The sequence below is a fragment of the Mesorhizobium sp. WSM4307 genome (assembly GCF_007003945.1).
Lineage (GTDB): Bacteria > Pseudomonadota > Alphaproteobacteria > Rhizobiales > Rhizobiaceae > Mesorhizobium.
This window is the reverse complement of record NZ_VFTB01000003.1, coordinates 88484-104085: the sequence shown is the minus strand read 5'-3', so window position 1 is coordinate 104085 and position 15602 is coordinate 88484. Positions and strand designations below refer to the sequence as shown.

General features: G+C 63.2%; 18 protein-coding genes. 7 read left to right on the top strand and 11 right to left on the bottom strand.

Annotated elements, in window-relative coordinates; all coding sequences use genetic code 11:
- Positions 1-2 precede the first annotated feature (2 nt).
- The 5 genes from FJV83_RS07500 to petA all read right to left on the bottom strand — a co-directional run bounded on the left by FJV83_RS07500 (position 3) and on the right by petA (position 4910).
- Positions 3-1148 carry an alpha-hydroxy acid oxidase gene (locus FJV83_RS07500; protein WP_185973394.1) on the bottom strand — a complete coding sequence of 382 codons (1146 nt, stop codon included), beginning with the start codon at positions 1146-1148 and terminating at the stop codon, positions 3-5.
- Between the two features lie 174 nt (positions 1149-1322).
- Entirely contained in the window at positions 1323-2018 is a 696-nt protein-coding gene (locus tag FJV83_RS07495) for a phosphatase PAP2 family protein (protein ID WP_095773526.1), read from the bottom strand.
- 128 nt (positions 2019-2146) lie between these two features.
- On the bottom strand, positions 2147-3004 hold the full coding sequence (locus FJV83_RS07490; RefSeq protein WP_095773525.1) for a cytochrome c1: 858 nt from the start codon (positions 3002-3004) through the stop codon (positions 2147-2149).
- Positions 3005-3031: 27 nt separating this feature from the next.
- Positions 3032-4333: a cytochrome b N-terminal domain-containing protein gene (locus tag FJV83_RS07485; protein ID WP_095773524.1), complete on the bottom strand. Its 1302-nt coding sequence runs from the start codon at positions 4331-4333 to the stop codon at positions 3032-3034.
- 16 nt (positions 4334-4349) lie between these two features.
- Positions 4350-4910: a ubiquinol-cytochrome c reductase iron-sulfur subunit gene (gene petA, locus FJV83_RS07480; protein WP_010911121.1), complete on the bottom strand. Its 561-nt coding sequence runs from the start codon at positions 4908-4910 to the stop codon at positions 4350-4352.
- A gap of 315 nt (positions 4911-5225) precedes the next feature.
- Here petA and FJV83_RS07475 point away from each other — a divergent pair, with 315 nt between their 5' ends.
- Complete coding sequence (locus FJV83_RS07475) at positions 5226-5570, top strand: cupin domain-containing protein (RefSeq protein WP_095773523.1); 345 nt, start codon at positions 5226-5228, stop codon at positions 5568-5570.
- Between the two features lie 71 nt (positions 5571-5641).
- Positions 5642-6526 carry an alpha/beta hydrolase gene (locus tag FJV83_RS07470; RefSeq protein ID WP_142886058.1) on the top strand — a complete coding sequence of 295 codons (885 nt, stop codon included), beginning with the start codon at positions 5642-5644 and terminating at the stop codon, positions 6524-6526.
- Here FJV83_RS07470 and FJV83_RS07465 read toward each other — a convergent pair.
- From FJV83_RS07465 to FJV83_RS07445, 5 genes are read right to left on the bottom strand one after another with little or no spacing between them, the layout of a single operon-like run.
- On the bottom strand, positions 6507-6818 hold the full coding sequence (locus FJV83_RS07465) for a DUF6665 family protein (protein WP_095773521.1): 312 nt from the start codon (positions 6816-6818) through the stop codon (positions 6507-6509). The two genes, FJV83_RS07470 and FJV83_RS07465, sit on opposite strands and share 20 nt — an antisense overlap.
- Before the next feature lies 1 nt (position 6819).
- Positions 6820-7287: a GNAT family N-acetyltransferase gene (locus tag FJV83_RS07460; RefSeq protein ID WP_142886059.1), complete on the bottom strand. Its 468-nt coding sequence runs from the start codon at positions 7285-7287 to the stop codon at positions 6820-6822.
- A gap of 4 nt (positions 7288-7291) precedes the next feature.
- A complete protein-coding gene (locus tag FJV83_RS07455) occupies positions 7292-9175 on the bottom strand; it encodes an ABC transporter ATP-binding protein (RefSeq protein WP_142886060.1) in 1884 nt (627 codons plus the stop codon).
- 10 nt (positions 9176-9185) lie between these two features.
- Entirely contained in the window at positions 9186-11072 is a 1887-nt protein-coding gene (locus tag FJV83_RS07450) for an ABC transporter ATP-binding protein (protein ID WP_142886061.1), read from the bottom strand.
- Between the two features lie 30 nt (positions 11073-11102).
- Entirely contained in the window at positions 11103-11498 is a 396-nt protein-coding gene (locus FJV83_RS07445) for a hypothetical protein (RefSeq protein ID WP_142887452.1), read from the bottom strand.
- Positions 11499-11989: 491 nt separating this feature from the next.
- On the opposite strand from FJV83_RS07445, the gene FJV83_RS07440 reads away from it, so the two are divergent.
- Together FJV83_RS07440 and soxR are read left to right on the top strand one after the other, a co-directional pair.
- Positions 11990-12448, top strand: coding sequence for a tRNA (cytidine(34)-2'-O)-methyltransferase (locus tag FJV83_RS07440; protein WP_095773517.1), 459 nt, complete (start codon positions 11990-11992; stop codon positions 12446-12448).
- Between the two features lie 155 nt (positions 12449-12603).
- Positions 12604-13050: a redox-sensitive transcriptional activator SoxR gene (gene soxR / locus FJV83_RS07435; RefSeq protein WP_095773516.1), complete on the top strand. Its 447-nt coding sequence runs from the start codon at positions 12604-12606 to the stop codon at positions 13048-13050.
- Here soxR and FJV83_RS07430 read toward each other — a convergent pair.
- Positions 13047-13304 carry a hypothetical protein gene (locus tag FJV83_RS07430; RefSeq protein WP_032933697.1) on the bottom strand — a complete coding sequence of 86 codons (258 nt, stop codon included), beginning with the start codon at positions 13302-13304 and terminating at the stop codon, positions 13047-13049. The two genes, soxR and FJV83_RS07430, sit on opposite strands and share 4 nt — an antisense overlap.
- Before the next feature lie 151 nt (positions 13305-13455).
- Between FJV83_RS07430 and hemF the strand changes: the two genes are divergently transcribed.
- The 3 genes from hemF to FJV83_RS07415 all read left to right on the top strand — a co-directional run bounded on the left by hemF (position 13456) and on the right by FJV83_RS07415 (position 15580).
- Positions 13456-14370, top strand: a complete 915-nt coding sequence (hemF, locus tag FJV83_RS07425; protein WP_142884411.1) for an oxygen-dependent coproporphyrinogen oxidase — start codon at positions 13456-13458, stop codon at positions 14368-14370.
- Positions 14371-14563: 193 nt separating this feature from the next.
- Complete coding sequence (locus FJV83_RS07420; RefSeq protein WP_027047304.1) at positions 14564-14749, top strand: DUF1059 domain-containing protein; 186 nt, start codon at positions 14564-14566, stop codon at positions 14747-14749.
- A 252-nt stretch (positions 14750-15001) separates the two neighbouring features.
- Positions 15002-15580 (top strand): hypothetical protein, encoded by a 579-nt coding sequence (locus FJV83_RS07415; protein ID WP_095773513.1) that lies wholly within the window; start codon positions 15002-15004, stop codon positions 15578-15580.
- Positions 15581-15602 lie beyond the last annotated feature (22 nt).

Below are 15602 nucleotides of genomic sequence, written 5' to 3'. Positions count from 1 at the left end.
GGTCACCGGAAGCGCAGGTTCTCGCGCGACAATTGTCCGATCGAACTGCAGCCCATCAGCTTCATGCCGCGTTCGATCTCGACCCGCATCTGTTCAAGCGCCCGTTCGACACCCAGCTGGCCGGCCGCCGCCAGCGGAAACAGATAGTAACGGCCGATGCCGACGGCCTTGGCGCCGAGCGACAGCGCCTTCAGCACATGCGTGCCGCGCTCTACGCCGCCATCCATGATGACGTCGATCCGGTCGCCGACGGCATCGACGATCTCGGCCAACTGGTCGAATGCCGCCCGCGAGCCGTCCAGCTGCCGGCCGCCATGATTGGAAAGCACAATGCCGCTGCAGCCGATCTCGACGGCGCGTTTGGCGTCCTCGACCGACATGACGCCCTTGAGGCAGAACGGGCCCGACCACTGCCTGACCATCTCGGCGACATCGTCCCAGGTCATCGACGGGTCGAGCATTTCGGTGAAATAGCGGCTGATCGACATCGTGCCTCCGCCCATGTCGACATGTTCGTCGAGCTGCGGCAGCTTGAACCCCTCATGGGTGAAATAATTGATCGCCCAGGCCGGCTTGAGCGCGAACTGCGCCATCCCCGCGAGGTTGAGCTTGAAGGGAATGGCAAAGCCGGTGCGCTTGTCGCGCTCGCGGTTTCCCCCGGTGATGCTGTCGACGGTCAGCATCATCACCTCGACGCCAACTTGCTTCGCCCGCTGCATCATCGCCCGGTTGAGGCCGCGATCCCGGTGGAAGTAGAACTGGTAGACCTGCGGACTGGCACTGATCCCGCGCGCCTCCTCGAGGCTGACCGTGCCAAGCGAAGAGACACCGAACATGGTGCCGTATTTGGCGGCGGCCTTGGCCACCGCGCGCTCGCCCTGATGATGGAACAACCGCTGCAGGGCGGTCGGCGAGCAATAGAACGGCATCGCCAGCTTCTGCCCCATCACCGTCACCGACATGTCGATCTCGCTTACCCCGCGCAGCACGTTGGGAACGAGGTCGCAGGTCTCGAAGCTTTCGGCGTTGCGGCGATAGGTAACCTCGTCGTCGGCCGCGCCATCGATGTAGTCGAAGATCGGTCCCGGCAGCTTTCGCTGCGCCATGCGGCGGAAATCGGAAAAGTTATGACAGTCGCGAAGCCGCATCATCGTTTCCCAGGCCCATGGAAGGCCAGCATTCGCCCGCCCTTCGATGCCTCGAATATCAATCCGGTGCAGTCCTGCCAACGGGCTAATTGCGGAACTCGCGCCGAGCATGGCCGTGAACAGAAAAGGGGCGCCTGGAGCGCCCCTCGCGTCGAAGCCGACTGCTGACGGAATTTACATGCCGAGATCGGAACGAAGCTCTGCCCTGGCCACTTCGTATTCGGCCTTGAAGTCGTCCCGGTTGAGCAGGACAGCGGCAATGACGCTGCCGGAAATCCTGCCCATCTCGACGTCGGACGCATAGTGGATACCGCCAACCTCACGGTTGTGGGCGTATTCGGCCGCCCGCGCCATGATCTCGGCGCGCTTCTCCGGAACCATGTCGGCCAGGATGATGCCCATCATGGTTCCGACGGTGGCGTGGCCGGATGGCCAGGAGCCGGAGCTCGACAACTTGACCACAGGCTTGACGAGGTCGCTGAGCTGATGCGGACGCGGGCGCTTCCAGACATCCTTGGCCGGATCGACGACAGCGCCTTCGGTCTCGACCACGCGATCGAAGAAGGCGCTGAATTTCGGCAGCTTGTCCTTGTTGAAATTCGGCCCCATCACATTGGCAAAGCGCCAGACATTCTCCTCGGAGTCGGCAACGGCGCTGGCCACCATCTCGGGCGTGCGTGTCACCTGCAGCGTCAGCACCTCGCCGAGTTCGGCCTTGGTCTGCGCCGAATCGTTTGCCGGTGGCGGCGGCAGGATCATCGTCAGGTCGATGTCCTTGTACGTGACGAAGGGTTTTGCGTCTTCGGCCCGGGCGGCAGAGCCGATAACCAGCAACAGCAGACCGGCTGTCAGCGATGCGTATTTCTTCATGGGTGCGATCCTTTTGTGCGAATGGCGCAGGATCGCTGTTGGCGGTGACGGTCATGTGACACAGCCTGTCGCCGGACATGCAAAAAAGGCGCCTTTCGGCGCCTTTCTTGGTCGTTGGCTACGCCGGCTTAGTGGGCCACGCCTTCCCACACCTTGCGCTTGGTAAGGTAGACCAGCGCGCCGAAGAGCAGCAGGAACACCAGCACGCGGAAGCCCATCTTCTTGCGGTCTTCCATGTGCGGCTCGGCGGCCCACGTCAGGAAGGCCGATACGTCGCGGGCATACTGGTCGACTGTCTGCGGCGAACCGTCATCATAGGTCACCTGGCCGTCGGAGAGCGGCTTGGGCATCTTCAGCGACACGCCGGACATGAAGTACGGGTTGTAGTGCGTGCCCTCGGGAATGACCATTCCGGCCGGCGGCGTCTGGTCGTAGCCGGTCAGCAGCGAATGGATATAGTCGGGGCCGCCCGCGTCATACTGGGTGAAGATATCGAAGACGAACTGCGGAAAGCCGCGCTCGACGCCGCGCGCCTTGGCCAGCAGCGACATGTCGGGCGGGGCAGCGCCACCATTGGAGGCAGCCGCGGCTTCCTCATTGGCGAACGGCGCCGGGAAATGGTCGGACGGCTTGCCGGGACGGTCGAACATGTCGCCGGCGTCGTTGGGGCCGTCATGGATAGTGTATCCGGCGGCCAGCGTCTTGACCTGGGCTTCGTTGTAGCCGAGGTCCGACAGCGTGCGGAACGCCACCAGGTTCATCGAATGGCAGGCCGAGCAGACTTCCTTGTAGACCTTCAGGCCGCGCTGCAGCTGCGCCTTGTCATAGGTGCCGAACGGGCCGGTGAAGCTCCAGCTCATTTCCTTCGGCTCGTCGATCGGGAAATGCGTGGGTGCCGCGGCGTTGTGCGCCTCTTCGGCCGCGAACGCTGCGGTGCCGGCGGCCACAAGGCCGACCAGCGCCAGCGAGGTGAGAATCTTTTTCATGCCAAATCCCCTTAGATTCTCTACCGCTCAGCCCTTGGTCTCTGGCGCGGCCGTGGCGCCCGCCGGATGCCCGCTGCCACCCTTGTTCTTTTCGAGCACCGCCTCGGTGATCGAGTTCGGCAGCCTGCGCGGCGTCTCGATCAGGCCAAGCACCGGCAGCGCGACCAGGAAGAAGGCGAAGTAGAAAAGCGTCGCCATCTGCGCCATGAAGACATAGCTGCCTTCCGCCGGCTGCGAGCCCAGCCAGCCGAGCAGGATGGCATCGGCCACGAACAGCCAGAAGAACAGCTTGTACCAGGGCCGGTAGACCGCCGAGCGCACCTTGGAAGTGTCGAGCCAGGGCACCAGGAACAGCATGACGATGGCGCCGAACATGCACAGCACGCCGCCGAGCTTGGAATTGATCGGCCCGATGTTGAAAGTGATGGCGCGCAGGATCGCGTAGAACGGCAGGAAGTACCATTCCGGAACGATATGGGCCGGGGTCTTCAGCGGGTTGGCGACCGTGTAATTGTCAGGATGGCCGAGATAGTTCGGCAGGTAGAAGACGAAATAGGCGAAGACGAACAGGAACACGATCATGCCGAACGCGTCCTTGATGGTCGCGTAGGGCGTGAAGGCCACGGTATCGGTCTTCGACTTGACCTCGATGCCGGTCGGGTTCGACTGGCCCACGACATGCAGTGCCCAGACGTGCAGCACGACAACGCCGGCAATCATGAACGGCAAGAGGTAGTGCAGCGCGAAGAAGCGGTTCAGCGTCGGATTGTCGACGGCAAAGCCGCCGAGCAGCAGCTGCTGGATCCAGTCGCCGACCAGCGGAATGGCGCTGAAGAAGCCGGTGATGACGGTGGCGCCCCAGAAGCTCATCTGCCCCCATGGCAGCACATAACCCATGAAGCCGGTCGCCATCATCAGCAGATAGATGATGCAGCCCAGGATCCACAGCAGCTCGCGCGGCGCCTTGTAGGAGCCGTAATAGAGGCCACGGAAAATATGGATGTAGACGGCGACGAAGAAGAACGAGGCGCCGTTGGCATGCAGGTAGCGCAACAGCCAGCCGGAATTGACGTCGCGCATGATCTTTTCGACGGAGCCGAAGGCGAGATTGGTGTCGGCCGTGTAGTGCATGGCCAGCACGATGCCGGTCAGGATCTGCGCCGCCAGCATGATCGACAGGATGCCGCCGAAGGTCCAGGCATAGTTGAGGTTGCGCGGCACCGGATAGGCGACGAAGCTGTCATAGACCAGCCGGGGCAGCGGCATGCGGGCGTCGAACCAGCGTCCGAGACCGGTTTTGGGCGTATAGGTCGAGTGTCCCTCGCTCATCGAAATATCCCCTGCCTCAACCGATAAGGATCTTGGTATCGGAAATGAATTTGAATACCGGCACAGCCATGTTTTCCGGTGCCGGGCCTTTGCGGATGCGGCCGGCGGTGTCGTATTGCGAACCATGGCACGGGCAGAACCAGCCGCCGAAATCGCCTTCCTGGCCGAGCGGGATGCAGCCCAGATGCGTGCAGACCTGAACCATCACCATCCAGGCTTCCTTGCCGGGCGTGGTGCGGTTGGCGTCGGTCGCCGGCGCATCGGCCGGCAGATTGGCGTTGCGGGCGATCGGATCCTTGAGATCGGAGAGGTTGACGGCCTCGCCGTCCTTCATTTCCTTTTCGGTGCGGTTGCGCACCACGACCGGCTTGCCGCGCCACTTGACGATCAGCGACATGCCAGGCGTCAGCGAGGCGACATCGACTTCCACCGAGGCGAGCGCCAGCGTCGAGGCATCGGGGCGCATCTGGTCGATGAAAGGCCAGGCGACGGCGCCAGCTCCGACCACGGCAGCCATGCCCGTGGCGACATAAAGAAAATCTCGACGATTGGGATCGTGGATGTCGGTTGCGCTCACGGGTGCCTGATCCTTTCGCCTCTTCCGCGCCGGTGGCCGAGCCTTGTTCCCCGCTCAATCACGCCAACCCGACAGCGCATGGCGAACAGGCTAGCGAATTCCTCCGGCATTTGGACTTCGGTTTATGCGTGAAGCCCGTTTTTGTCCAGACGGCTCAAGGCACAAGGGCAGATTGTCGCGGGGACAAAATCCCCTATTGTCCGGTGGAACGGCAGAGGGCCGCAAAAGGCTGCTAAACAACCGGGAAATATTAGCAAAATCCAAGGCTCAAGCTTGCCTCGACACGGGGCGCCGGTGTGATCTATCCTCCATCGCATGGCGCACGTCATAGACCGCGACGAATGGGCAGTTCGCTCCGACCATTGGAAGGGCGAGTTGCAAGGCGGCGCCTACGGCTCCAGCTCCTGCCTGATTTTCAACTACCTGCCCGATGTCGGCGGCGGCCCACGGCTGCATTCCCACCCTTATGCGGAGATCTTCATCATCCGCCAGGGCACCGGGCTGTTTACCGTGGGCGACAAGGAAATCGAGGCTTCCGCCGGCCAGATCGTCATCGTGCCACCCCACACGCCGCACAAATTCACCAATCTCGGTCCGGGCCCGCTGGAAACGACCGACATTCACGAGAACGGCACGTTCATCACAAAGTGGCTCGAGTGACGGTTCAAGGCCCTGTCGAATTCCCGATTGCCGCCTAGATCTATGGCAGAGGCAGTCGGCAGGATCAGGTCATGCAAGTCTCGACCGTCGAAATCGAAGGGCTGAGCATTGCCATCCGCGAGGCGGGTCCGGCCGAAGCGCCGGCATTCCTCCTGCTGCACGGATGGCCGCAAAGCTCCTACGCGTTCGAACGGGTGATCGGCCGGCTGGCAGCCGACTACCGGGTCGTCGCCCCCGATCTGCCCTGCATCGGCGGCTCACAAGGCATGCCCCGGGCTGGCGACAAGCGGACCCTGGCAAGGCTGATGAGAGGCGTCGCCGAGGCTTGCGAGCTGCGGCACCTCGTGGTCGCCGGCCATGATGTCGGCGGCCAGATCGTATTTGCCCTGTTGCGCGACCATCCGGAGATTCTCAGCGGCGCGGTGATCATGGATGTCGTCATTCCAGGCGTGGCGCCGTGGGAGAAGGTCATTCGCAATCCGCAGATCTGGCACTTTGCATTCCATGCCGTTCCGGCCTTGCCGGAAACGCTGGTGAGCGGCCATCAGAGCGCCTATTTCGACTTCTTCTTCAATGTGCTTTCGCAGGATCGGGCCGCGATCCCCGACGATGCCAGGGAAATCTACGCAAAGGCCTATTCCCGGCCCGAAAGCCTCCAGGCCGGTTTCGCCTGGTATCGCGCCTTCCCCGAGGATGCCAAGGCCAATGCCGCGCGGCCCGCCACGCCGATCGCGGTTCCGGTGCTGTATCTCAGGGGTGCGGCCGAGCCCGGCGAGATCGGCGACTATGTCGATGGCCTGCGGGCTGCCGGGCTCTCGAATGTCATCGGCGACGTCATAGCCGACAGCGGGCACTTCGTCGCCGACGAGAACCCCGAAGCGCTCGCCATCCGCCTGGCGCGATTCCATAGGGAAATCAGCGCTGCAAGCGCCGAGCCTAGCGGGCGCCGAGCCTGACCAGCACGGCCCTGGGGATGTCGTATTCGCGGATGACGCCATCGTGCTTGCGCAAGCCGCACAGCTCGCGCTGGATGAAATAGCCGTGCACCGCCTCGGCGGCCTGCTTGAGAAGCTTGGGGCGCAACTCCTCATCGGCATTGTCGCGCAACATGGCCAGCGTTTCCTCGACCTTTTGGCCGGCGCGGCCGAGTGCGGCCGCCTTTTCGGCCAGGACTTCGTGGCCAAGCGCGTCGAAGGCCGCTTCAGCGGCCGAAGAGCCGGCAAGACGGGACGGCGGACGCAAGGACATTTCAGTTCCCCTTCCCCAAAAGCATGCGGTGGGTGACGAATTCTTCGCCTTCCACGCGCCGAAAGCCAAGCCTTTCATAAAAGCCGAAGGCGTCCTGCGGCGCGCGGGTGTTCAACGCGGTGAAATGGCGGCGTGCCCGATCGATGACAGTCTCGACCAGCATGCGGCCGAGGCCGGCGCGGCGGTGAGGCGCGCTGACGAACAGGTGCCGGACCCGCCCCTGGTCCCTGCCCCCGGCATAGGGATCGATGTTCAGCCCGCATACACCGGCAAGTTCGGCGCCATGCCACGCCCCGAACAACGCCTCGCCCCGCTTGAGGAACTTGTTGCGGCCACTTGCCCAGCCATCTGCCAGGCGCACCAGCATCCAGTAGCCTTCCAGCCGGCTCTCATCCTTCAGCCTGTCGAAGGCCGGCGTGGTCGGCCGGAGCCGCTTGAGCACATAACCGACTTCCGGCGTCCCGCCCATGCCTTCACTCCGCCGGCCGCGTCTCTTCGAGCACGCTGTCCTCGTGAGAGAGGAAGCCGCCGGACTGCCGCCTCCACAGCCGCGCATAGAGCCCGCCGAGCGCCACCAGTTCGTCATGCGTGCCTTGCTCGACGATGCGGCCGCCGTCCAGCACCACAAGACGGTCGAGTGCGGCGATGGTCGACAGCCGGTGGGCGATGGCGATGACCGTCTTGTTCTCCATCAGCCGGGCGAGATTCTCCTGGATCGCCGCCTCGATGTCGGAATCGAGCGCCGAGGTCGCCTCGTCGAGGATCAGGATCGGCGCGTCCTTGAGGAAGACGCGGGCAATCGCCACGCGCTGGCGCTGGCCGCCCGACAATTTGACGCCGCGCTCGCCGACATAGGCCTCGTAGCCGGCGCGGTCCCGGTTGTCGCGCAGGTCGAGGATGAAGTCATGCGCCTCGGCCTTCTTGGCCGCCGCGATCACCTCGGCGTCGGTTGCATCCGGCATGCCGAGCTTGATGTTGTCACGCAGTGAACGGTGGAAGAGCGCCGTATCCTGACTGACGACGCCGATATTGGCGCGCAGCGAATTCTGCGTGACTTTGGCGACGTTCTGGCCATCGACAGTGATCGACCCGCCTTCCAGGTCGTAGAGCCGCAGGATCAGGTTGGCGAGCGTGGTCTTGCCGGCACCCGATGGCCCGACCAGCCCGACCTTTTCGCTGGGCTTGACGACAAGGTCGATGCCGTTCAGCACGCCGAACCCCTTGCCATAGTGGAACTCGACCCCCTTCACGTCGATGCGTCCGCCGGCAACGACAAGCTCCCTGGCATCGGGCGCATCGACGAGCCCCAGCGGCTGCGAGATCAGCGCCTTGGAATTCTCCAGCACACCGAGATTCCGCAATATGCCGTTGAGCTGCATCATCACCCGGCCGAGCAGCATGTTGAGCCGCAGCACCAGCGACAGCGTGAAGGCGACCGCGCCGACGGTGATCGAGCCTTCGACCCAGAGATAGACGGCAAAGCAACCGATCGTCGTGATCATGACGCCCGACAGTGTCGTCAGCGCCATACGCACGCCGGTCAACCGGCGGGTAAAGGGGCGCAGCGCGTCGAGATAGATGTCGAAGCCGTTCTTGATATAGCGGTCGTCGCCGTCGGCCGAGAACAGTTTCAGCGTCTGCACGTTGGAATAGGAATCGACGATGCGGCCATTGATCATCGAGCCGGCCTCGGCTGTCGCCTCGGCATGCTTGCGGATCGCCGGCAGATAAAGTTTCGCCAGCCAGCCGAAGGCGGAAATCCAGATCACCACCAGCACCGCCAGTCGGAGATCCAGTCCGGCGACCAGCGCCAGCGTCGTCACCGTGTAGACGACCATGAACCAGATGACCTCGATGAAGCTCTCCATCAGGTCGCCGGTCGCTTGCCCCGCCTGCCAGACTTTCGTCGCGATGCGGCCGGCGAAATCGTTCTGGAAGAAGGCGTAGGACTGGCGCGACACATGCCGATGCGCCTGCCAGCGCACCAGATTGTAGAAGCCGGGCGTGATCGTCTGCTCGTCGACCAGCGCCGACAGGCCGACGACGATGGTGCGGATGACCAGCACCACCGCGATCATGAACACCAGCTCGGGGCCGGCGGCGGCCCACAGCGCGTGCCAGCTGCGCCCGCCGGGAAGCTGGTCGAGGATGTCGACCAGCCGCCCGACGAAGTAGAACAGGCCGGCCTCGACCAGCGGCGCGATGCCGCCGATGACCAGCATGGCGAAGAAGGCGAACTTCGCCTGGCCGACATAGTGCCACAGAAAGCCGCCGACACTCGACGGCGGCCGAAGATTCGCCGGCTCCCTGAACGGATAGACCCAGTTCTCGAACCAGCGATAGATGGCTGTCATCATGCGGCGGCCATCATTCTGCGGCTTGCCCTTTCGCGATCACGTCATTGGCGACATCGGCCGGTATGTCCTCGAGCAGGAACCCGCCCGACTGGCGCTGCCACAGCTGCGCGTAGAGTCCGCCCTTGGCGACCAGTTCCTCGTGCGAACCTTCCTCGATGACACGGCCTTGATCCATCACCACAAGCCTGTCCATCGCCGCGATTGTCGACAGCCGATGGGCGATGGCGATGACGGTCTTGCCCTGCATGAGCTTGTAGAGGTTCTCCTGGATGGCCGCTTCCGCCTCGGAATCCAGCGCCGATGTCGCCTCGTCAAGGATAAGTATAGGTGCATCCTTCAACATAACGCGAGCAATGGCGATGCGTTGCCGCTGGCCGCCGGACAATTTGACGCCGCGGTCACCGACATAGGCGTCGAACCCCTTGCGGCCCTTGTGATCCGCGAGCCCGCCAATGAAGTCCAGCGCCTCGGCCCGCCGCGCCGCCTCGACAAGCATCTCGTCCGAAGCATCGGGCCGGCCGTAGAGGATGTTCTCGCGCACCGAACGGTGCAGCAGCGAGGTGTCCTGCGTGACCATGCCGATCTGGGCGCGCAGCGAATCCTGCTTCACGCCGGCGATCTCCTGGCCGTCGATCAGGATCCGGCCGCTTTCCAGATCGTAGAAGCGCAACAGCAGATTGACCAGCGTCGACTTGCCGGCGCCCGAGCGGCCGACAATGCCGACCTTCTCGCCCGGCTTCACCGTCAACGACAGGTTTTCGATCACGCCTTTCTGCTTGCCATAGTGGAAGCGGATATCCTCGAAGCGGATCTCGCCCCTGGAAACGGCGATCGCCTTCGCATCCGGCCTGTCCTCGACAAGGCGCGGCAGCGAGATCGAGGCGATGCCGTCCTGCACGGTGCCGATGTTCTCGAACAGGCCCGACATCTCCCACATGATCCACTGCGACATGCCCCACATCCGCAGCACCAGGCCGATGACCACGGCGACCGCGCCGATCGTCACCACTTGCCCCATCCACAGCCACAGCGAGATGGCGGTGACCGAGAACAGCAGCAGGGCGTTCAGGATGTAAAGTGTGCCGAAAAGCACCGTCACCAGCCGCATCGACCGGTAGACCGTGTCGAGGAAGCCCATCATGCCTTCCCTGGCGAAGGTCGCCTCGCGCTTGGCATGACTGAACAGCTTGACCGTCTGGATGTTGGAGTAGCTGTCGACGACGCGGCCGGTCATGACCGAGCGCGCATTGGCCTGCTCCTCGCCGACCTTGCCCAGCCGGGGAATGAAGTAGCGCAGCAACAGCACGTAGCCGACCAGCCAGACCGCCAGGGGCGCGGCCAGCCGCCAGTCGGCGGAGCCGACGATCAACAGCATGCCGAGGAAATAGACGATGACGTAGTTGAGCACGTCGATCACCTTGATGACGCATTCGCGCACGGCGAGCGCGGTCTGCATCAGCTTGGTGGCGATGCGGCCGGCGAACTCGTCCTGGTAGAAGCTCATCGACTGGTTGAGCAGGTAGCGGTGCACCTGCCAACGGATGCGCATGGGATAGTTGCCCATCAGCGTCTGCTGGTTGAGCAGCGAATGCACCCATACCGTGCCCGGCAGTGCGAACAGCACGATGAAGGCCATTCCGGCGAGCTTCCAGCCTTCCGTCTGCAGGAAGGTTTCGCGATTCTGCCCCGACAGCCAGTCGACGATGCGGCCAAGGAAGCCGAACATCCAGACTTCCGCGATGGCGATGGCCGCCACCAGCACCGCGTCGACAAGGATATAGGGCCAGGCGCCGCGCGTATAATGCAGGCAGAAGGCTACCAGCGTCTTCGGCGGCTCGACCGGTTCCGCCGTGGGGAACGGATCGAGCCTTCTTTCAAACCAACTAAACAACAACATAGGTCATGCCTGTGAAAGTCTGTTTTCCGCTTACGCGGCGCGTGAACGTACGAAGTCCCCGGACCGTGTGGCGCCGAGGGCCGACGGTCCGGAATCGTCCGGACCGTCGGCCCCGCTTCGCCCAATATAGGGGCTCGCGGGCTTTTCGCCGACAGGCTCGTTCGCCGATCCTGTCGACGCGGTGTCGACAAGCCGGATTTTCGCGCCCGGCCGGATCAGCCGGATGATCCGGCGCACCAGCGAAGGTCGGCTGGGATCCGGAACAGCGTGCGAGAAATCGACATCCGGCAGCATGCCGCGATGCGGCCGGCGCCGGACTTCGGCATGGACCGCGGACGAATAGGTCTCGCCGATCAACAGCGCCCAGGTCGGCAGTCGGTGGATATGCAGGCTCCTCGAGCCCGGTATTCTGTAGGGATCGAACATCGGTCCGTCCTCCGTATGAAAATAAAGATGAAAAGGCCAAGCAACATCGTCCGCCGGCATTCGGCCGGAGGCGCGGATTGCCTCGGTCCGCAACCGACGCTCGGCATCGGTCTGGACACGATAAGCGTCGGTCCGGACACGACTGAACGAGTCGGTCTGGACATGTTCAGCTGGGGCGTTCAGCCCTTTTGACTTTTTGAAAAACATCGCAGGATTCCTTCAAGAGCCGAAAAATCGTCTCGGCGGGAATCGGTGCGATCAAGTCTTAGAGAGTCAGGTGAATCGTCGTACCGAAGCCGCCGGCAGGCGTACAAGCCCACGAGAGGGGCGCTGGATGTGCATGGTCATCATGAGTGTCCCCTCCATCGGTTCGGGTTGACAATGCGACTGACATACCCGACTTCGCAGAAAATGGCCACCCGCAGGTCCAGGAATTTCCAAAACCGGAAAGCTCCTGTGGCCGATCTGCCACTTATTAGAAGGATGCGGAAATGAACCGTCGTCTCCGCATCGCGCTCTACCAGCCGGATATTGCCGGCAACACCGGGACAATCCTGCGCTTCGCCGCTTGCCTCGGCCTTGGCGTCGACATCATCGAGCCGGCCGGCTTTCCGCTGTCCGACAAGGCGCTCAAGCGTGCCGGCATGGACTACCTCGAAATGGCTGCCCTCACCCGGCATGTCGACTGGAACGCCTTCGAGGACTGGCGCAACAAGGACGGGCGCCGGTTGGTGCTTCTGTCGACCAAAGCTGCGACCCCCTACACCAGCTTCAGCTTTGCGGACGGCGACATCCTTCTGTTCGGCCGCGAATCCGCGGGCGTGCCGGATCCTGTCCATCAGGCGGCGGATGCGCGGCTGACTATCCCCATGCAGGGCATCGCGCGCAGCATCAATGTCGCGCTGTCCGTCGCCATGGTGGCGGGCGAGGCCGTCCGGCAGCTCGGATAGGATCGGCGGCCCATCGACAGCCTTGCCGTCGCCGACGACAGCGGTTTCTCTGGCCATTCTCACCCAGGCGCACATCGCCTTCTCCTGTCATTTGCCCAATCAGCATTTCTTCGCTACAAGCTCAACTTAACTTGAGGTCAAGCGGAAAATCGGAAATGGCTCCAGCATCGGAATTGACGGTCGGCCAGGTGGCCATGCGCAGCGGCGTAGCGGTGTCGGCACTGCATTTTTATGAGACGCGCGGGCTGATCCGCAGCCACCGCACGTCAGGCAACCAGCGCCGTTACGGCCGCGACGTGCTGCGGCGAGTGGCAATCATCAAGGTCGCGCAGGAGGTCGGCATCTCGCTCGCCGAAATCGGCGAAGCCCTTGCGTCGCTGCCCGAAAGCCGCACGCCGACGCGCGACGACTGGGGATTGCTGTCGACCGCATGGCGCGACGCGCTCGACCACAAGATCGCCCAGTTGAAGAAACTGCGCGACGGGCTGAGCGACTGCATCGGCTGCGGCTGCATGTCGATCGACAAATGCCCGCTCAGGAACAAGGGGGACCGGCTGGCAAATGAGGGAGCGGGCGCGCGGAGGCTGTTGGTCGGACCCTAATCGGCCGCCGGCAGCCGCCTGATGGTGAACTCGATCAAATCCCCCGGCCGCTCGAACCAGCTTTCGATCTCCGTCCAGTAGGCTTGCTTGGGAAAGCGCTCGAACCATTCCTTGGCCTTGAGCCGCGCATCGGAGCGCGGCAGGACGAAGGTCTCGCGCAGAAAGCCGTCGCGCGGCATGCGTGCGCGCTCGGTCCGGCTCTGATCGAGCCTTTTCTTCAGGCCATCCAGCGGCGGTCTTGCCGGGGTGCGCACGAAACAACTCCCTGCACCTGGCACATGCCCCCGAAAGGATCATGCGCAAAAGCAAAGTGACTTGACCCTGTCCCCTAAGAGATTAGGGATCGCGCCGGCAAAAGACGAGTCATTTGTAGGGGCGGGCCACCCCGCAACCGGAGACGGCACTTTGGAACGACCTGAAATACCCGCTGGCCTGCCCGCCGACATTGAAGAGAAGAAGATGAAGGCGCGCCTGTGGTTCGAGGCGCTGCGCGAACGCATTTGCGGCGCTTTCGAGCAGATCGAGCAGGATCTCCAGGGCCCCCTCGCCTCATGGTCGCCGGGCCGTTTCGAAAAGACGCCGTGGGAGCGTGACCAGGGCAAGGGTGGCGGCGGCACCATGTCGATGATGCATGGCCGCGTCTTCGAGAAGGTCGGCGTCCATACGTCGACCGTCTACGGCGAGTTCTCGCCCGAATTCAGGAAGGAAATGCCCGGCGCCGAGGAAGACCCGCGCTTCTGGGCCTCCGGCATCTCGCTGATCGCGCACCCCTGGAATCCCAACGTTCCTGCCGTGCACATGAACACGCGCATGGTCGTCACCTCGAGGCAATGGTTCGGCGGCGGCGCCGATCTGACGCCGGTGCTCGACCACCGCCGTACCCAGGACGACCCCGACACTGTCGCCTTCCACCGCGCCATGCAGTTCGCTTGCGAAAAGAACGCCGCCGTCGCCGACCACTCGAAATTCAAGGCCTGGTGCGACGAGTATTTCTTCCTGCCCCACCGCAACGAGCCGCGCGGCGTTGGCGGCATTTTCTTCGACTGGCTGCATTCTGGCGACGACAGAGGCGGTTGGAACGCCGATTTCAACTTCGTCCAGGACGTCGGACGCTCCTTCCTCGTCGTCTACGGCCACCTCGTGCGCGCCAATTTCAACGAGAACTGGACGGACGGCGACCGCGACGAACAGCTCATCCGCCGCGGCCGCTATGTCGAGTTCAACCTGCTTCACGATCGCGGCACCATCTTCGGTCTGAAGACCGGCGGCAATGTCGCCTCGATCCTGTCCAGCCTGCCGCCGGAGGTGCGCTGGCCGTAGGATCAGCCGGAGCAATTCCATTCTGGAATCGCGTCAAGTCGAGGAGACAGGGCGGGCGGTGCACGATGCTTTGATGCAACCAGACCGCTCCTCCCGTGTTATAGCTCTCGCCCCGCCCACGTCCGGGAATGGACCGTGGGCTAAAAAAGTCGCGGAGCCTCGACAGGCTCCCTGGAGGAAAAGGAGAAATCCGATGAAGCAATTCCACTGCGGCTCGCTTGTTCCCGGCTGTGAGTGGCACACCCGTGCCGACGAGGAAGCCGAAGTGATGCGCCGTGCCGTCGAGCATATGCGCGAGACGCATGGCGAGACGACCATCCGCGAAACCATGATCGAGGCGATCCGCTCGCGCATTGAAAAAGTCCGCGACGCCGCCTAGGCTTTGGCCGGCCTGCTTTCGCCAGCGTTAGCAACCAGCCGCGTTGGCGCTTCGAGATCGGGGCGCCGCCGCGGGCGCCTCGGAGCCGGACCCTACGGGGTCAAAAAATCACATTTGCATCAGCTAAAATAAACCACGCGGTAACCGAACCCGTGCCACCGTCCCGAGGATAATCCGGCCACAGTGGGCTGCCAGAGGAGCCCGTCGCCACCAGGCGCTGATCCGGAATCAGGTGGGCGAGGTGTTTCGCGCATGCGCGAAAAGTCCGGCAGTCGAGTGAGGTTCCGCACGATGGCGCTCCTGCTGTGCGCGCTCATCGGGGCGTCGCCGGCAGCCGCCCAGGACATGACGACATCGTTGGTCGACATACATCAGGGCTCGCCGCTCAGCGACCGCGCGAGGAGCCTTGGCAATGGCGGCTACGAACTGCAGAACGGGACCTTTGTCTCGTTCAACCAATGGTACCGGGCAAACTGGGTCGACATGCATGTGGACCTGCTCACCCAGATCACGGAGGATACCGGCATCCTTTGGGGCTTTGGGACCGGAGAAGAGGGCGTGAAGTATCGGATCGAGCCAAGCCTCAAGCTTGGGTTCCTCACCCAGATGCATCCGAACCCGAACAGCACTCTTTCCCTTTCGCTCACCACGACCATCGGCGGCAAGCTTACCGAAAAGTCCTGCGAAGCCGATTACGGCGATTTTGGCACCTACAGCGTCAATTGCCGGCTCGCGGCCAGCCGGATGGCGCCTGAGGAAACCTTGAAATATCTGGTTAACGCTAAACCGGAGAGCCAGCACATCTGGCTGAATTACCGTGTAACTTTCTGATCGCCGGGAGGATGCAAATGAA